General features: G+C 58.2%; 16 protein-coding genes and 2 tRNA genes. 4 read left to right on the forward strand and 14 right to left on the reverse strand.

Annotation, left to right across the window (positions count from 1 at the left end; all coding sequences use genetic code 11):
- The 8 genes from MK208_RS11945 to MK208_RS11980 form a co-directional block, all read right to left on the reverse strand.
- Window positions 1–75, reverse strand: a tRNA-Phe gene (locus MK208_RS11945).
- Between the two features lie 77 nt (window positions 76–152).
- On the reverse strand, window positions 153–335 hold the full coding sequence (gene yacG / locus MK208_RS11950; RefSeq protein ID WP_294116758.1) for a DNA gyrase inhibitor YacG: 183 nt from the start codon (window positions 333–335) through the stop codon (window positions 153–155).
- Entirely contained in the window at window positions 332–1357 is a 1026-nt protein-coding gene (locus tag MK208_RS11955; RefSeq protein ID WP_294116759.1) for a ribonuclease E/G, read from the reverse strand. Before MK208_RS11955 ends, yacG begins: the two co-directional genes overlap by 4 nt.
- Window positions 1354–1932, reverse strand: coding sequence for a Maf family protein (locus MK208_RS11960; protein ID WP_294116760.1), 579 nt, complete (start codon window positions 1930–1932; stop codon window positions 1354–1356). The genes MK208_RS11955 and MK208_RS11960 overlap by 4 nt, the downstream gene beginning before the upstream one ends.
- A 66-nt stretch (window positions 1933–1998) precedes the next feature.
- Window positions 1999–2217 (reverse strand): translation initiation factor IF-1, encoded by a 219-nt coding sequence (gene infA / locus MK208_RS11965; protein WP_007205486.1) that lies wholly within the window; start codon window positions 2215–2217, stop codon window positions 1999–2001.
- Between the two features lie 142 nt (window positions 2218–2359).
- A complete protein-coding gene (locus tag MK208_RS11970; protein WP_294116788.1) occupies window positions 2360–4111 on the reverse strand; it encodes a tetratricopeptide repeat-containing sulfotransferase family protein in 1752 nt (583 codons plus the stop codon).
- An 87-nt stretch (window positions 4112–4198) separates the two neighbouring features.
- Window positions 4199–4663: a low molecular weight phosphatase family protein gene (locus MK208_RS11975; protein WP_294116794.1), complete on the reverse strand. Its 465-nt coding sequence runs from the start codon at window positions 4661–4663 to the stop codon at window positions 4199–4201.
- Window positions 4664–4668: 5 nt separating this feature from the next.
- The gene (locus MK208_RS11980; RefSeq protein WP_294116795.1) at window positions 4669–5148 is read right to left on the reverse strand and encodes a UPF0262 family protein; all 480 of its coding nucleotides are present in this window, start codon (window positions 5146–5148) and stop codon (window positions 4669–4671) included.
- Window positions 5149–5286: 138 nt separating this feature from the next.
- Between MK208_RS11980 and MK208_RS11985 the strand changes: the two genes are divergently transcribed.
- Entirely contained in the window at window positions 5287–6057 is a 771-nt protein-coding gene (locus tag MK208_RS11985; RefSeq protein WP_294116797.1) for an SDR family oxidoreductase, read from the forward strand.
- 70 nt (window positions 6058–6127) lie between these two features.
- Here the strand turns inward: MK208_RS11985 and hisD are convergent, their stop codons facing one another.
- The 5 genes from hisD to MK208_RS12010 are packed head-to-tail and all read right to left on the reverse strand — an operon-like array spanning window position 6128 to window position 9892.
- Window positions 6128–7429 (reverse strand): histidinol dehydrogenase, encoded by a 1302-nt coding sequence (gene hisD, locus MK208_RS11990; protein ID WP_294116798.1) that lies wholly within the window; start codon window positions 7427–7429, stop codon window positions 6128–6130.
- Between the two features lie 50 nt (window positions 7430–7479).
- Entirely contained in the window at window positions 7480–7971 is a 492-nt protein-coding gene (locus tag MK208_RS11995; RefSeq protein ID WP_294116799.1) for a GNAT family N-acetyltransferase, read from the reverse strand.
- On the reverse strand, window positions 7968–8450 hold the full coding sequence (locus MK208_RS12000; RefSeq protein ID WP_294116801.1) for a DUF2948 family protein: 483 nt from the start codon (window positions 8448–8450) through the stop codon (window positions 7968–7970). Before MK208_RS12000 ends, MK208_RS11995 begins: the two co-directional genes overlap by 4 nt.
- Window positions 8447–9715, reverse strand: a complete 1269-nt coding sequence (gene murA, locus MK208_RS12005; protein ID WP_294116802.1) for a UDP-N-acetylglucosamine 1-carboxyvinyltransferase — start codon at window positions 9713–9715, stop codon at window positions 8447–8449. The genes MK208_RS12000 and murA overlap by 4 nt, the downstream gene beginning before the upstream one ends.
- Window positions 9716–9892, reverse strand: a complete 177-nt coding sequence (locus MK208_RS12010) for a hypothetical protein (RefSeq protein ID WP_294116803.1) — start codon at window positions 9890–9892, stop codon at window positions 9716–9718. It abuts the gene before it with no gap.
- 87 nt (window positions 9893–9979) lie between these two features.
- On the opposite strand from MK208_RS12010, the gene MK208_RS12015 reads away from it, so the two are divergent.
- The 3 genes from MK208_RS12015 (at window position 9980) to MK208_RS12025 (ending at window position 16032) form a co-directional block, all read left to right on the forward strand.
- A tRNA-Thr gene (locus MK208_RS12015) sits at window positions 9980–10054 on the forward strand.
- Window positions 10055–10834: 780 nt separating this feature from the next.
- Window positions 10835–15112, forward strand: a complete 4278-nt coding sequence (locus MK208_RS12020; RefSeq protein ID WP_294116804.1) for a Hint domain-containing protein — start codon at window positions 10835–10837, stop codon at window positions 15110–15112.
- Between the two features lie 143 nt (window positions 15113–15255).
- Complete coding sequence (locus MK208_RS12025; protein WP_294116806.1) at window positions 15256–16032, forward strand: HpcH/HpaI aldolase/citrate lyase family protein; 777 nt, start codon at window positions 15256–15258, stop codon at window positions 16030–16032.
- A 1-nt stretch (window position 16033) separates the two neighbouring features.
- Here the strand turns inward: MK208_RS12025 and MK208_RS12030 are convergent, their stop codons facing one another.
- Window positions 16034–16423 carry a VOC family protein gene (locus MK208_RS12030; RefSeq protein ID WP_294116807.1) on the reverse strand — a complete coding sequence of 130 codons (390 nt, stop codon included), beginning with the start codon at window positions 16421–16423 and terminating at the stop codon, window positions 16034–16036.
- Between the last annotated feature and the right edge of the window lie 108 nt (window positions 16424–16531).

Genomic DNA, 16531 nt, shown 5'->3' on the forward strand with positions numbered 1-16531 from the left:
TGGTGCCCGGGGGCGGAATCGAACCACCGACACGAGGATTTTCAATCCACTGCTCTACCCCTGAGCTACCCGGGCACGGGAAGGCGTCTCGCCTTGGGTGCAGGCCTTCTATGTCAGCCAATCGGGGCTGTCCAGAGGAAAAAGACAAAAAGTCAGTGCAAACGCGAAGTTTGTTTTTCCATCTCTTCCAGCGCCTCAATCGCCTCCTCAGGATCCTGCGAAGGCACCGCATAATCGCCGCCAAACCACTTGCCCAGATCGATGTCGGCGCAGCGTTTGGAGCAGAACGGGCGATAGCTTTGCACCGTGTCTTTTTTACAGATCGGACAACTCATTTTAGCACCTCTGACAGGGCCGCGCGGGCGTTTTTGCGCTGCAATTCATAGTGCCCCAGCGGGGTCCAGCCCACCAATGTGGTGTCAATGGTGTCGCGCTTAAACGCTGCGCGCAGCGCGCTCTCAAAGCCGCGGCGGTCCTTCTTGGGCATCGGCGCCAGGTCGAGCACAATCTGCCCGCCAAGCCCGCGCACGCGCAGCGCTCGTGGCAGCGCTTTGGCCACCGCAAAATTGGCTTTGGTGCCGGCTGCCGGTGAAGTGTCTTTGCCGGTGTTCACATCCACCGCCACCAGCGCGCGGGTCGGTTCGACATACATGTCAGCACCGCCGCCCAAAGGCACGCGCGCACCCTGCGCCTCTTCCAGCGCGTCGAGCACGCCGTGGGTGTCAAAGCTGCCGGCTTCGGTCACCACTTCGGCAGGCTCGGACCAGTCGCGCCACGCCGCCACATGCGGACCATCCCCATCTATCAGCTTCTCGGCTGGGCCGTCGACGTCCGCCATCACCTGTTCTGCTAGATCGAGCATCGCGGCGATGTCTTCGGCCACGTCGGCATCCTCGGCCTCGGCACAAGCGGAACGGAGAATAATACCCGCCTCCGGCGCTTCGGCCACTTCGTGCGCGACGCCCAACAAAGCATCGCGCCGATCATCATCGCGGATTGAGCGGCTGACATTCACACCAGGGGCGCCGGGCGTGACAATCGCATAGCGGCTTTTGAACAAGACCTTATGGGTCACCGGAATCGCCTTTCCCGGCTCCGCCAGCCCAGTCACCTGCACCAAAAGAACATCGCCTGGCGCCATGCCTTTGACCTGACGCAAAAATGCCATGCCGTCCGGGGTTTTCAAGAACATGCCGCCCTGCCCTTTCACAGGCCGGTCCGCCACCGCGCGATAGATCGTGCCCGGGCGCGGAGCGTCTTGGCTGTCAATCAAAAGGTCATCGAGCTGACCATCCACCATCAAGGCCGCAGCTTCGCGTCCCTCGATGCGGTCCAAAATGATCTGACGTCCCTTCATGTGCGCTCCTTATAAAGCGGGTAGCCGGCCGCTTGCAGCAGGCCAGCGGTTTCGGCCACGGGCAGGCCAACAATGCCGGTAAATGAGCCGGAAATCCACGGGATGAAGGCCCCGGCGGGGCCCTGAATCGCATAACCGCCCGCCTTGCCCTGCCAATCCATGGTGGCGAGATAGGCGTTGAGCTCTTCATTGGACAGCCGCTTCATTTTCACCGCGCTGACCACGTCGCGCTCAAACAGCTGGTCACCTTTGCGCACCGCCACGGCGGTGATCACCCGGTGACGTCGGCCAGACAGCGCCATCAGAAACTCCGCCGCCTCGGCTGCGTCCTGCGGCTTGCCCATGATGCGACGGCCCAGCGCCACAGTGGTATCGGCGCAGAGCACGACATCTTCAGAGGTCGCCTCAACTGCCAACGCTTTCTCACGCGCAATCCGCACACAATAGGGGCGCGGCAGTTCGTTATTATTGGGGTCTTCATTGATATCAGGGGGACAAATGGCATCTGCAACCACCCCGATCTGAGCCAACAATTCTTTGCGGCGCGGACTGCCCGAGCCAAGTATCAACCGCATCCCGGACCTCTTAAATGCGAAAAGGCGGCCCGTTTCGGGGCCGCACATTGGCTTAGTGTCAAACGCTTACTTGAAGCGGTAGTTGATCCGACCTTTGGTCAGATCGTAAGGGGTCATCTCGACTTGAACCTTGTCGCCAGCCAGAACACGGATGCGGTTTTTGCGCATCTTGCCTGCCGTATGTGCGATGATCTCATGGCCGTTTTCCAGCTCGACCCGAAACGTCGCATTCGGCAGGAGTTCCTTCACGACACCGGGAAATTCGAGCAGTTCTTCCTTCGCCATGGTCTCTCCTTTGATTAGCACCTGCAGCATTTTGCAGACGTGCGCCTAAATGAGGGCTTTTTCCCTTTTTTTCAAGGGTCAAAACCAAAAGAAGCCGATTTATCCGAAGATACCTCGACATTTCCTCCCATTAGCCACCAGTTCACTGGTGATCCGGCAGGCGGCTGAGCCAGCCCCCTGCCTGGGCTTCATACTTGCGCCAACCATCGGCACTGCCCTTGTAAATCTTCTTGCGCACTTGTTCCTGCGACGCGGTGCGCACCACATTTGCGCTGTCCTGCGGCGCCAGACAGGCCTCTTGCCACTCCAGACCAAGCGCCTGGATCAGGTTGAGAATTTGCGTGTCCGGGTCCCCAACGAGCGCCTCGTAGTCGACATCAATGATACGGTTGGGAAACCGCTCATGCCAGAACGCCATCAGGTCCTGATAGAGTTCAAAATACCGGATCAGGCTTTCGACATCATTGGTGAAGCCCAGACTATCGCTGGCATAGAAATGTCGGAAGTTAGACCAACAACAGGCCTTTGGATTGCGATGCACATGCACGATTCGCGCCTTGGGCATTGCTGTCGCGATATGCCCAATCAGACGGAAATTCTGCGGCATCTTATCGGTGATGAACGCCCCGCTGCCGGTTTGCGTCAAACGCGCCAAATAGGCCTGTCGCAACTGAGTCGCCTGTGCGGCCTCAAGCGGAGAACCCAGCAGATTCATCTGCTTCACCACCTGCGCCAGATAATCCAGCTCGCCCTTTTGAACGACCTGAGAATGACGGCCAATAATAGTCTCGGTCAGGGAGGACCCCGCCCGCGGCATACCCACGATAAATACTGGTGTTGGATCGCCCTCTGGCTCATCCACATCAAGAACCGGTTGGTTGGCAAATTGCTGCTTCAGCCCCTCAATCAACCGGGCTTCGGTGTCGATGTTGAAACGGGATTCTTTAAACCGAAGCGCGTTGGCCGCCAGCAGATTGCGATAGGCCTCGGCATACTCCTTGCGTTCTTCGTGAACGGCGACTTTGGCAAAGCCAAACTTGAGCGCATCCGTCGGCGCAGGATTGCGCTTCAACTGCGCCGCAATACGGTCTTCAAAATCAGTGATTTGTGAGGGTTTCTGGCTGTTGGCAAAGTTACAGTAGGCAATGCTGTAGCCGGGTGCGATATCCATCACTTGCCGCCATTGCGCCAACGCGTCCGCTTTGCGACCAAGCGCATTCAGCACCGATGCATGGTTGCTCAACAGGGCCGCATTTTCAGGCCAAAGCGACAGACCGTGTTCCAATAGTTCCAAACCGGTCTCAAGCTGCCCCAAGGCGTACATAAGTCTGGCTGCCTGCAACACCGGGCCGACGTCGTCAGGCGCCAACTTACAAGCAATCGAGTAACATTCTAACGCCAGAATCTGCTGCCCCGACTCCTCAAAGGCCTCCCCGAGATCCATGGCATAGGCCGGCTGATCCGCACCATGTTTGAGCGCATCCCCCAAGAGCGCGATCGCATTCTCGACCTCGCCCATAGCCAACAATGCGCGCCCCAATCCGTTCAGCGCAGCCGCATGTGTCGGCGCCTTTTTGAGAAAGGCAACAAACAGCGGAACCGCCAATGCGGGACGTCCCACCTTTGTGAGTCCCAACGGCAACTCAATGGCAGCCTCTTCATGCTGCGCCAATTGCGCAGCTTTTGTAAGGAAGCTCTCTGCGGCGAGGGCATCCCCCAACTGCTGCGCCGAAAAACCAGCCAGTGCATGCAATCCAACATGATCTGGCTGCACCTTGAGCGCCTTTTGCGCACGGAACATCACCTTGCGAAATTCGCCTTTGTCATAAAGCGATTGAATCACCCCAAGATCGGAGGCTTTGTTTGTTGAAACGCCTGACAGCTTCTGCCGCATAGTGAGTCCCTTGCTGAAATCCACGCAAGACTCTCAAAACATGGCAAACAAAAGGTTATCAGCCTGAAAAATTGCGCAGAAAACGGACTAGCCCCACCGCTCTCGCAGAAAGGCCACAATCTCGTCACGCGCAGTGCGATAGGCCGCCAGCTTGGCCTCGCGCCCGTCCCCGGCCTGCGCCCCGCTGGGGTCCGAGACCGGCCAGAACTCCAGCTCAAGATGGTCAAACCGGGTGAGGTCTTCAGCTTTGCTGCGGCTCGCCGGGGTCAGCGCCACCACCATGTCAAAGCTCGACAACTCCTCGCCACGCTTTTCCATCTCTTCAAAACTGCGGGTGCGGTGCCGGTTCAGCTCCACGCCAATCTCGGAACAGACCGCAATGGCAAATCCATCAATCTCCAGATCACTTCGGATGCCCGCGGATTGCACATAGACGTCCTGACCATAGAACTTCTTCATGATGCCTTCCGCCATCGGCGAACGCACCGCGTTCTGGTCACAACAGAACAACACCGATTGCGGCAAAGGTTGCTTCTGATCCGCGTCCGACACCCGCGTCAGCCCCCGAAATGCAGAACGCAGATCAAAGTGAACAGGCGGCGGGCTGTATCGGTGTCGATCTCCGCCTTGCCTTCCAGACGTTCCTGCAACACACGCGCCCCTTCGTTGTGAATCCCACGGCGCGCCATATCGATGGTCTCGATCTGGCTGGGCGGCAGGTTCTTCACCGCATCAAAATAGCTTTCACAAATCGCCCAATAGTCTTTCACCACCTGACGGAACGGCGACAGGCTGAGATGGAACTCGGCCGCCTTTTCCCCACCTTCGGTGGTCACATCAAACACCAGACGCTTTTCACGGATCGACAGATCCACAGAGAACGGCCCGTCCGGCACCATGCGGTCATCGCGTTTGGGCAGAGAAAAACTGTTCTCTTCCAACAGATCAAAAATCGCCACCTTGCGCTCCTGATCAATCTCCGGCGTGGGAGGTGGCAGATTGCGGTCATCGATTTGGATGTGGCTGATCCGGGACATGGTAGGCTCGTGCGTTTTTGCGATGCAGCATGAGTAGCGCACCGCCCCCCGCTTTGTCCATTGGTTGCCTCTGTCGCAGCCATTGACAGCGCGTCGCTGCTGCGCAATCCAACTTGAGCCCACTTGAAAGGACTTGCGATGTCACAGCCCCTGCCCGCCTTTGACCTCACCGGCCAGAACGCCTTGATCACCGGCAGCACCGACGGGCTGGGCAAAGCCGCGGCGGAACTGTTTGCGCAGGCCGGCGCCCATGTCTGGATCAACGGGCGCAAAGCAGATCGCTGCGAAGCCGTGGCGGATGGCCTACGCGCAACAGGCAACAAAGCCACCGCCCTGCCGTTTGATGTTGCCGATGACACCGCCGCCCAACAGGCCTTTGAAACGCTCGCCGAGGCTGGCGGGCTCTCTATTCTGGTCAACAACGTCGGCCAACGAGACCGCCGCACGCTACCGGAATTTACACGGGACGACCTGCAATCCTTACTGAACGTCGACCTGATCTCGCCCTTTCGCCTCTCCCAACGCGCATCCGAGCAGATGCGCCAAAAGGGCTACGGGCGGATTGTGAACGTCTCCTCCATCGCCGGTCTGATCGCGCAATCGGGTGACGCGGCCTACACCTCGGCCAAGGCCGGTATCAACGGCATGACCAAAGCTTTGGCGGCCGAACTTGGCACCGATGGCATCAACGTGAACGCTGTGGCGCCGGGTTTTTTCAAAACCGCGCCCAATGCCGCCGCAGCACAAGATCCCCAACTTGCCGAGAAACTGCAAAACGCCACCGCACTAAAACGCTGGGGCAACCCCGAAGAGCTCGCCCCCGCCATCCTCTTCCTCGCCAGCCCCGCCGCAAGCTATGTGACCGGACAGATCTGGGCCGTAGATGGCGGCTACACCAGCCACTACTAGAGCCTGTGGCACATTCTCATTCCCCAAATATCCTGGGGAGTCACAGCCTGCTGTGACGGGGCTAAGCCCCTTACTTGTTCAACGCATCCAGACGCGCGCGCACGCTCAAACCGTGCGCTTCTAGGCTTTCGGAAATCGCCAAAGTCTCCGCTGCCGGGCCAATTGCTTTCAAGGCTTCCGGCGTCATCTTCGACAGGGTAGTGCGCTTGATGAAATCCATCACCGACAGGCCAGAGCTGAACCGTGCCGAGCGGGCGGTCGGCAGAACGTGGTTCGGCCCACCCACATAGTCACCAATGGCTTCCGGCGTATATTGACCAAGGAAAATTGCACCCGCATGGGTGATCTTTTCAGACAGCGCGTCCGGGTCCGCCACACACAGCTCCAGGTGCTCCGGCGCTATCCGGTTGGACAGTTCCGCCGCCTGATCCAGATCTGCCACAGTGATCACCGCGCCAAAGTCCCGCCAGCTGGCGCCAGCAATCTCGCGCCGATCCAGCGTTTCCAGACGTTTGTCGACCGCATCTGCAACTGCTTGCCCGAAGGCTGCATCATCCGTGATCAAAATCGATTGCGCGCTTTCGTCATGCTCCGCCTGACTCAGCAGGTCGAGCGCAATCCAATCCGGATTGTTGTCTTTGTCTGCAATCACCAAAATCTCGCTTGGCCCGGCAATCATGTCGATGCCCACTTTGCCAAACACCCGGCGTTTGGCCGCCGCCACAAAAGCGTTGCCCGGACCGGTGATCTTATCCACCGGCGCAATTGTGTCAGTGCCATAGGCCAGCGCCGCCACCGCCTGCGCCCCGCCAATGCGATAGACCTCGTCCACCCCCGACAGCCGTGCAGCCAACAGCACCAGCGGGTTCGCCACCCCATTCGGCGTCGGCACCACAATCGCCAAACGCCCCACGCCCGCCACTTTGGCCGGGATCGCGTTCATCAACACCGACGACGGGTAGCTCGCCAATCCACCGGGCACATAGAGCCCCGCCGCCGACACCGGCGTCCAGCGCCAGCCCAGCGTGGCCCCACTCTCATCGGTCCAGCTTTCATCCTTTGGCATCTGCCGCGCGTGATAGGCCTTCACCCGCTCCGCCGCCAATTCCAGCGCCGCGCGGTCTGCGTCCGTCACCTGCGCACAATAGCTGTCGATCTCTTCTTCCGAGAACCGCAGCGTCTCCGGCGTCAGTTCCAGACGGTCAAACTTTGCCGTCAGCTCAATAACCGCCGCGTCCCCGCGATGGCGCACGTCTGCAATGATGTCGGCCACAACGGCGTCCACATCCGGGCTGTCTTCACGCTTCGCCCCCAGGAGGGCGGTGAAGGCGGCTTCAAAATCAGCAGCTTGCGCATCAAGAAAAACGGGCATTTGGTCTCTCCGTAAAGGTCACGCCTTCTTAGACCGCGCCCCTAGGAGGCTCAAGCGTCAAGCTGTCTCAGCATCAGAACATCGTCGCGCGGCTGCCCGTCAACAATCACAGAGCGCGGACGCAGGCCGATTTGCTGAAAGCCACAAGCCTGATACAGCGCCTGCGCGCCCAAATTCTGGTTGTCCACGCAAAGCTCCAACTGCAACACACCCATTTGCAGCGCCGCCTCCACGGCCGCGTCCAGCAAAGCCCGCGCCAATCCACGCCGCCGCGCAGAGGGATGCACATACAACGGACCAAGATCCGCCATGTGGCGTAGACGCTCTGGGCCACCCCGCCGAAGCGCGACAAGGCCCACAAGCGTTTCGCCCTCAAAGGCGCCAATCACCTCACCTGCCGACAGCTTTGCCACCAAGGCGCTGTCCGGTATGGCCACGGCTTCCGCAGCGGTCAGCAAAAACGCCGACGGATCCGCGCTTAAGCCGTGCAACCATAAGCCGCGGTAGGCTTGTAAATCATCAGCGGTCAAAACTCTGATCATTCCGGATGGCTTGGAGCCGTTCTGGAGGGCGCTTTGTAAGGCCGAGTCACGTCTTTCAACGTCACTTCCAGCGCTTCCACCGTCAAGCGGATCGCGCCATCGCCTGCCAAGGTCAGGATCACCGCGCCGTCGGCATCTTCGCCCGCTTCAAAGGACACGGACAACACCGACAGAATGGTGTCCGCGTCGCCGCGCTCCACGCCTTGGGAGGCCACCGACACCACATTATCGACCACCAGAAGGCTTTGCACCCGTTCCACCGAGCGCTTGCGGCGCTCCGCAGCGGTTTTGTCTTCCCAGCGGAAGCGATTCAGCAGTACGGCAAAACGGCGTTCTTTGGGTAACCACTGCATCTCGGACGCCGGAAAAATCGCATCCTGCGCTAGCGTCGACACCACCTGCAAATCCTCCGCATCCAACGCGCCGAGATTTAGCGGGTGATCACCGCCATCTTCAAACCGTGCATCCTGCTGCGTCACTGCTCCTGTACCCTTTCAATATGGGCCCCCACACCGCCCAGCTTCTCTTCAATCCGCTCATAGCCGCGATCCAGGTGATAGACGCGGCTCACAATAGTCTCGCCTTCCGCCGCCAATCCAGCCAAAATCAACGACACAGAGGCCCGTAAATCGGTCGCCATCACACGCGCGCCTTTGAGCTTCTCCACACCATGCACCGTTGCGGTACCGCCGTGCACCTCGATATTCGCGCCCATACGAATAAGTTCCGGCGCGTGCATAAAGCGGTTCTCAAAAATCTTCTCTTCCAGCACCGATGTACCTTCGGCGGTGCACATCATCGCCATGAACTGCGCTTGCAGATCGGTTGGGAAGCCCGGGAACGGCTCGGTGGTCACATCCACCGCTTTCACCCGGCCATTCTTACGAGCCACTTTCAGACCCTTTTCGGTCTCTTCCACATCAATGCCCGCCTCGTGAAGCTTGGCCACAAAGCTCTCAACCAAATCCAGCCGCCCGCCGAGCAGTTCGACTTCCCCACCACAGAACGCCGGCGCCAGCATAAAGGTGCCCAGCTCAATCCGGTCGGTGACAACAGGGTGGGTCGCACCATGCAAACGGTCCACGCCCTGTACTGTGATTTCTGAGGTGCCGTGCCCATCAATCTGCGCGCCCATCGAGCGCAGGCAGGTGGCCAGGTCCACAATCTCCGGCTCCCGCGCGGCGTTCTTGATCACTGTGGTGCCTTTGGCCAGCGTCGCCGCCATCAGGATGTTCTCGGTGGCGCCCACAGAGGCAAAGGCCAGTTCGATCACGGCTCCCTTCAGACCGTTAGGCGCCTTGGCGTGTAGATAGCCGTCTTTCAGCTCAATCTCTGCGCCCAGCTTCTCCAGACCAAAGATGTGCAAATCCATAGGACGCGCGCCAATCGCGCAGCCGCCCGGCAGCGACACAACCGCATGGCCCAACCGCGCCAGCATCGGCCCCAGCACCAGATTGGAGGCGCGCATCTTCCGCACAATGTCATAGTCGGCAATGTGGTTGTTGATGTCATGGCTCGACATCGCAAGCACCTTGCCGTCCTGCAGGCTGGTCACTTCAGCCCCCAGCGAGCCCAGCAACTGGCTCATGGTTTTGATATCGCTCAGCCGTGGTGCATTGGTCAGCGTCAGCGGCTCTTCGCTCAACAGCGTGGCCGGCATCAGCGTCAGACAGGCGTTTTTGGCACCCGCAATCGGGATCTGACCCTTAAGCGACCCGTTGCCGCGTACAATAATCGAATCCATTTAATCCTGCCCTTTACTCTTCACTGCCTCAGTTGAGTCGGTTGTCTCACTCTGCGCACGCGCTTTGGCCTGCGCTTTCCGGCGCCCCATATTGGCTTTTAACGCCGCCTTGAGCCGATCTTCACGGCTGCTGGCAGTTTTTTTGGCTTTATTTACAGGGGTCGATTTGTGTTCCATGCAGTTTCTTTACATGAGGTGCAAAAAAGGGTCCAGATTGCGCTTGCACATGTTGAAGTTTGGTCCTAAACACCGCGCCACGGTAACGCTGCTGTAGCTCAGTGGTAGAGCGCACCCTTGGTAAGGGTGAGGTCGGGAGTTCAATCCTCCCCAGCAGCACCACCGGATCTCCCGCTAAATTTGGTATACGCTTTCACAGACGGTGGCTGCTCCGATTTTGTCTGACTAGAGCAAACAATTGCGCACTCTAACCGCTCGCGCATTGACACCTCCCTGCTCTCTGATTTGCCCCGCGCATTCATAAGGCAAGGAATCGCCTTATCAAAGTCACGCTCCCCACCTTCCGAAAGCGACAATTTGCCCCTGAGGCAGATGGCGATTCGACAGGCGTCGTTCTAGAGTCGGGATCAATCCCGAAAAAATTCGAAACTTGTCCATGAAACGAAAACAATCAGCGCCTTCGATCTGTGTCGCGCAGATCACAGCACATGGGCCTCCCGAACCCGATCAATTGGTTCACATCTGGAAACGACAGAACCTCAAAACCATGACGCAAGGGAAACCCTAGGCAATAAGGGCGCAAGTATGGCGTCGCCCGGCACTGCTTTGCCGTACTACCCGCCCAATTTAGGCCTCAAACAGGAAACAATCCAAATAATACCCCTACAAACATTAACCAAAACTTAACGCTTAATCCTGCCGCAATCGCACCGCTTTTCGTCAAATTGTGCAGGTTTTTGTTTCTTCCTTGCCTCGATTGCATCATATTTGGAGTAAGTCCAACTGGGGGACGAGTTCTGGCTTGGGGCAGCCAAACGATACGTAGAGGGCATCTAGCGATGCCGCGCAACTCACGCCAAATGGCGCAGAGGCACCTTTTCTGTTAGGTGTGGACTGCCCTCTGGCGATCCGCGCGGCTTACGCGGTGGAAAAGAGGGTACCATGGCTGATCCAAACGGTCCGGGAATTGTAGACGGCACACAAACTGACGACGATATGTCCGTAGGATTCGTCGACACAGAAGGCGATACAATCGACAATAACGGCAACGTCATCAGTGCCCAAGACGGCGACGATGCAATCGTCGCTGGTGCCGGAGACGACACCATTTTTGCGGGCAACGGCGACGACACGGTCCACGCGGGTGCAGGCAATGATGAAGTCTACGGTGACGAAGTTGGCACGCAAGACGGCACCGATGAACCAGGTGATGACGTTCTTGCCGGAGAAGGCGGAAGCGATACCATCGATGGGATGGACGGCAATGACACCATCTATGGTGGCTACGAGCCAGGCTCCACACCGACTCCGACACCTGGTGGTATCCAAAGCTTCAATTGGAGCGGAGTTGGCAGCCCGGCAGACGGTGATGACCTAGCATCGTCCTTCGTGCAGAACACCGGTTCCGTTTCCGTAACCCTTACCTCTTCTGCCGGCTCGGGTGGGTCCAACACCTTTGAAGACGAGACGCAGGTTCTGGACGGCATCAACACCGGCGACGAAACCGGCGATGCCAACAGCGCCGCGCGTATCGCCACTGGCACAGGACAGAATGCGGCAACCTCTCAAACGCTCGCGTTCTCCGAAGCGGTTGAAAACGTTCAGTTCCGCATCAACGACATCGATGAAAACTCTGTGGTTAAGGTGCTGGCTTGGGACGCCCAAGGCAATCCTGTCGAAGTCACCTTCACAGCAGAAGACCTGACAAACCTGCACTTGGTGGATATTGACGGTGTTCCGGGCAACGAAGCGGCCATCTCCGACGGCAGCACTCCGGGTGATTCCACCACCGCCGCGAACTCGGTTTTGGTTACAGTTCCCGGACCAGTTGCCGAAATGGAAATTCGTTTGGTCAACCTCGGCGAAGAGCCTGCGGACGTGACAGTGTCCGACATCTTCTTTGAAGGTGGCCCGAGCGTCATCGAAGAGGACGGTGATGACGTGCTCACCGGTGGAGAGGGTGACGACCTAATCTATGGACAGGAGGGCGACGATCTCCTTACCGGCGGAGAAGGCATGGATACTCTGATGAGTGGCGACGATGCCGACACCATCCAAGGAGCGACCCACCTTGATTTCGTTTATGGTGGCGAAGGCGGCAATGATGATGACACGCTCGATCTTCGGGGTATGGGTCCAGTTTCAATCGTCTACACCGATCCCGAAAGCGAAGAAGGTGTTGTCGTTATTCGGGAAACCGGCGAAGCAATTGCCTTCACCGAGATCGAAAACATCCTATTTGATGAACAAGTTGCGCCAGACGGCATCGTACAGGGCACCTCGGACGGCGATGTGATCGACATCAACTACGACGGCGACCCGAATGGCGATTTTGTCGACAACGACGACGCCATCCTGCCAGGCCAAGAAGGTAACGACGACATTATTATCGCTGGCGAAGGCGACGATACAGTCATTGCCGCCCTGGATGACGACCTCGTTTTTGCCGGTGACGGCGACGACATTGTCGACAGTAGCTTTGGCTCAGACACCCTTTTTGGCCAAGATGGTGACGACTACCTCGACGGTCGGGAAGATGACGACTACCTGCGTGGCGGCGACGGCAACGACACCATTTTCGGTGGCGATGGAAATGACCTCGCTGGTGGCGACGATGGTGACGACTTCATTGCAACAGGCAGCGGCGACGATACCGCTTCTGGCAATGAAGGTGACGACTACATCGACGCCTTTACCGGAAACGACGAAGTGTCCGGTGACGCTGGCAACGACACACTGCTCGGCAATGACGGCGATGACACTGTATCTGGTGGTGAAGGCAATGACATTCTGGTCGGCGGTGCGGGCGATGACCGCCTATTTGCAGGCAACGGGGATGACACCATCTTCGCAGGCGGCGGCAGTGACTACGCCGAAGGCGGCGCCGGTGACGACCGTTTGGTTTCTGCTGGCGGCGATACAATGCTGGGTGGTGATGACCGTGACACCTTCTACGGTGCGGCCGGGGACGAAATCATCGGGGGTGAAGGCGGCGTTGACGAAGATACGTTAATCATCAACGGCCCTGCTGAAATCGAGTACGTCGGCGGGGATCCTGCGTCCGAAGCTGGCACGATCTTCTATCTCGACGGTGGAGGCAACCGGACTGGCGAAACTCTGGTATTCTCGGAAATTGAAACCGTTGTCATTCGCGAACTGTCAGGCGACGGCGTCGTTGAAGGCACTGCCTCCGGCGAATTGATCGACGGTTCCTACATCGGTGACCCCGAAGGTGACTTGGTCGACAACTTCGATGGGTTTGACAACATCACGAGAACAGACCTGTTCTCCGAAACACCTAACAGCTTCGTAGAGTCGCCCGGTGGCCCCTTCACCAACAGCCAAGATGACGCCATTCTTGCCGGCGGTGGCGACGACACCGTTATTGGTGGGGTTGGCGACGATGTTATCTTTGGTGGCGAAGGTGATGATGTCCTTGAGGGTGGTTTTGGCCGCGATGACCTCATCGGGGGCGCTGGCAACGACCTCATGACCAACACTGCCGGTGTTTCGCGCATGTTCGGCGGGGAAGGCGACGACACTTTTGTAGGGGGAATCCAGTCCGATCTCATGTACGGCGGAGTCGGTAACGACTCCTTCAGCGGCAACCTCGGTAACGACATCATCGCAGGAGGCGAGGGTGACGACACAATTGATGGCGGCTTGGGTGGCGACACCATCAGCGGTGGAGACGGAAACGACAGCATCATTGGCGGCCTGGGTGATGACGAAATCACCACGGGCGCAGGTAACAACTATGTGGATGCAGGCCTTGGCGACAACCTCGTCATTGCCGAAGAGGGCAACGATAGCTTAATTGGTGATGCGGGGGATGACGCTTTTGAAGCAGGCGCAGGCGACGATACCGTTGACTCGGGTGCTGGCAATGACAACGTTCTTGGCGAAGCTGGAGACGATCTCATTATCGGGGGTGCGGGCGAGGACACTCTAGATGGCGGTGAGGGGAATGATGCAATTACCGGTGGTACGCCCGGCATTGTAGGACTGGCATCGGTTGGGCAAACACCTGATACGATTATTGGTGGAGGTGGCAATGATACGCTTAACGGTGATTCAGGCGACGATCTAATCGACGGCGGTGACGACGACGACCTGATTGGCGGCGGTATAGGCGGCGATACAATCATTGGCGGAGCCGGAAATGACGAAATCTTCGGTGAGGAAACAATTGATCTCATCACGGGAGATTTGGCAGAGCGACCAGATGATTTTGATGATGCTCTTGCATTAGAACCCGGAGACGACTCAATCGATGGCGGCGCTGGAAGCGACACTATCTACGGTGAGGAAGGAAACGACACTATCATCGGTGGCGAAGGTGCTGACGAAATCACTGGTGGCCTGGGTACAGATGTGTTGTTTGGCGGCGATGATGAGGACGAGTTCTTCGTAGATCGGGCATCGGAGGGCATCGGAGACGAAATCTTCGGCGGAGACGGTGGCGTCGATCAGGATGAACTTTCGCTATTCGGGGAACAAGGGGTAGACTGGCGCCTAACAGACTTAGTGGCCGACAGCGATGGAAATGGCAGGGATGGCACTGTCGAGTTTTTGGATAGCTCAGGTGATGAAGCTGTAGTTATAGGTCGGATGAGTTTCGAGAATATTGAAATCATTCCCTGCTTTACACCGAACACCCGGATCCTAACCCCAATGGGCGAAGTGGCGGTAGAGAATCTGCGGGAAGGCGATCAAGTTGTGACACGCGACAATGGTTTGCAGACCATCCGTTGGGCAGGCCGCAAGCATGTGTCTGGCCGTGACCTGATGGTGCGTCCTGAACTGCGTCCGATCCTGATCAAACAGGGTGCATTGGGGCCAAACCAGCCAGAGCGCGATATGATGGTCTCACCATCCCACCGCATGCTGCTGGTGTCTGAGCAAGCCGAGCTGCTCTTTGAAGAGCGCGAAGTTCTGGTCGCAGCCAAGCACCTGACCCACCTTGATGGCGTGGAGCAGATCGACGTGGTTGGCGTAGACTACATCCACTTCCTCTGTGACAACCATGAAGTGGTCCTCGCAGACGGCGCATGGAGCGAAAGCTTCCAGCCGGGTGAATACTCCATGAACGGCATCGGCAAAGAGCAGCGCGACGAAATCTACGCCCTGTTCCCGGAGCTGCAGCAACGTGAAGGTCTGGCCGGTTACACCGCCGCCCGCCTGTCGCTGAAGCGCCACGAGGCAAAGCTGCTGGGCTGAGCCCCACAGTCACAAGTTCGCTATCGGAGAGGTCGACCTTCGGGTCGGCCTTTCTCGTTTTTGGGGCAGTAACCTAGCGCTGGACAGTTGCGCCGGAATGCCGTCAATTTGCTTAACACGCAAAGTTCTGACCGGAGCCCACCATGCCAGCGCCACACAACCCTTTCAAAGCCGCCCTTGCCAACAAACAGCCGCAGATCGGTTGTTGGATGTGTTTTGGCGAGACCGTCGCGGCCGAGCTGATGAGCACCACGGGATTTGACTGGCTTGTGGTGGATGGCGAACACGGCCCCAATGATCTGCGCTCCATCACCGATCAACTGCGCGCACTGGAGCCAACCAGCAGCCACGCAGTGGTGCGCGTGCCTATTGGCGAAGACTGGGTGCTCAAACAAGTGCTGGATGCCGGCGCGCAAACCGTTCTGGTACCGATGGTCGACACGGGTGCGCACGCCGAGGCGATTGTACGCGCTTGCCGCTATGCGCCTGACGGCGTACGCGGCATGGGCGGCTACGGTGCGCGCGTCACCCAATTTGGCAACATTCAAGACTACGGTACCACCGCCAACGCGGAAATCTGCGTGCTGGTGCAGGCAGAAACCCGTGCGGCCATTGCAAACCTCGACGACATTCTCGCGGTAGACGGCGTGGAAGGCGTGTTCATTGGCCCCGCCGACCTCTCCGCCGACATGGGCTTCCCGGGCCAACCCGAAGCGACCGAAGTGCAGGCCGTCATCAAAGACGCCATCACCCGCATCGCCGCAGCAGGTAAAGCCCCCGGAATCCTGACCTTTTCAATGGAGGCCGCAAAAACCTACCTCGACCTCGGCGCGACCTTTGTGGCGGTCGGCATTGACACAGTGGTGCTGGCCCAAGCCGCCCGCGCGCTCAGCGAAGACGCCAAAGCGCTGATCCCCTAACTCAGGCAGCTGGGTCCTGCTCCAGCCGCCACGGCGGAAACCGGCGATCCAGTCCAGCGTGAAACAAACACAGCTGATTGCCACTTGGATCGCGGAACCGCGCCGTGCGCCAACGATAGATCTGATCCGTCGGCGGACAGTCAAATTTCACGCCTTTCTCCAGCAACTCAGCGTAGCTGCGATCAACGTCATCCACCTCGAAGTACAGCACTGTGTTTCCCAAAATCGGCGCATCTTTCAGGTACAGGGAAAAAGTCGTTGAGCCAGATGGCATCTCAAAACGCGCGTATTCTCCCCGAGCCGAGACAATGAGCCGTAACCCAAGCGTTTGATAAAACTCAACGCTGTCGTCAAAGTTGCTTACCTCCACCAAGACTTGATTCAGGTCCATGTCGCGCTCTCCAATCGTTTGAACACTGGCAGCCTAAGGCCTCAAGCTCACTTCAGGTAAAGATCTTTTAAGTAAAATTTTTCAATGCCTTAAAATTTCAGATGCGCA

Source organism: Shimia sp., from assembly GCF_022448905.1.
Classification (GTDB): Bacteria; Pseudomonadota; Alphaproteobacteria; order Rhodobacterales; family Rhodobacteraceae; genus Shimia.

Coding starts and splice junctions, on each gene's coding strand:
- yacG (WP_294116758.1), bottom strand. CDS start 335: ATGAGTTGTCCGATCTGTAAAAAAGACACGGTGCAAAGCTATCGCCCG.
- MK208_RS11955 (WP_294116759.1), bottom strand. CDS start 1,357: ATGAAGGGACGTCAGATCATTTTGGACCGCATCGAGGGACGCGAAGCT.
- MK208_RS11960 (WP_294116760.1), bottom strand. CDS start 1,932: ATGCGGTTGATACTTGGCTCGGGCAGTCCGCGCCGCAAAGAATTGTTG.
- infA (WP_007205486.1), bottom strand. CDS start 2,217: ATGGCGAAGGAAGAACTGCTCGAATTTCCCGGTGTCGTGAAGGAACTC.
- MK208_RS11970 (WP_294116788.1), bottom strand. CDS start 4,111: ATGCGGCAGAAGCTGTCAGGCGTTTCAACAAACAAAGCCTCCGATCTT.
- MK208_RS11980 (WP_294116795.1), bottom strand. CDS start 5,148: ATGTCCCGGATCAGCCACATCCAAATCGATGACCGCAATCTGCCACCT.
- MK208_RS11985 (WP_294116797.1), top strand. CDS start 5,287: ATGTCACAGCCCCTGCCCGCCTTTGACCTCACCGGCCAGAACGCCTTG.
- hisD (WP_294116798.1), bottom strand. CDS start 7,429: ATGCCCGTTTTTCTTGATGCGCAAGCTGCTGATTTTGAAGCCGCCTTC.
- MK208_RS11995 (WP_294116799.1), bottom strand. CDS start 7,971: ATGATCAGAGTTTTGACCGCTGATGATTTACAAGCCTACCGCGGCTTA.
- murA (WP_294116802.1), bottom strand. CDS start 9,715: ATGGATTCGATTATTGTACGCGGCAACGGGTCGCTTAAGGGTCAGATC.
- MK208_RS12010 (WP_294116803.1), bottom strand. CDS start 9,892: ATGGAACACAAATCGACCCCTGTAAATAAAGCCAAAAAAACTGCCAGC.
- MK208_RS12020 (WP_294116804.1), top strand. CDS start 10,835: ATGGCTGATCCAAACGGTCCGGGAATTGTAGACGGCACACAAACTGAC.
- MK208_RS12025 (WP_294116806.1), top strand. CDS start 15,256: ATGCCAGCGCCACACAACCCTTTCAAAGCCGCCCTTGCCAACAAACAG.
- MK208_RS12030 (WP_294116807.1), bottom strand. CDS start 16,423: ATGGACCTGAATCAAGTCTTGGTGGAGGTAAGCAACTTTGACGACAGC.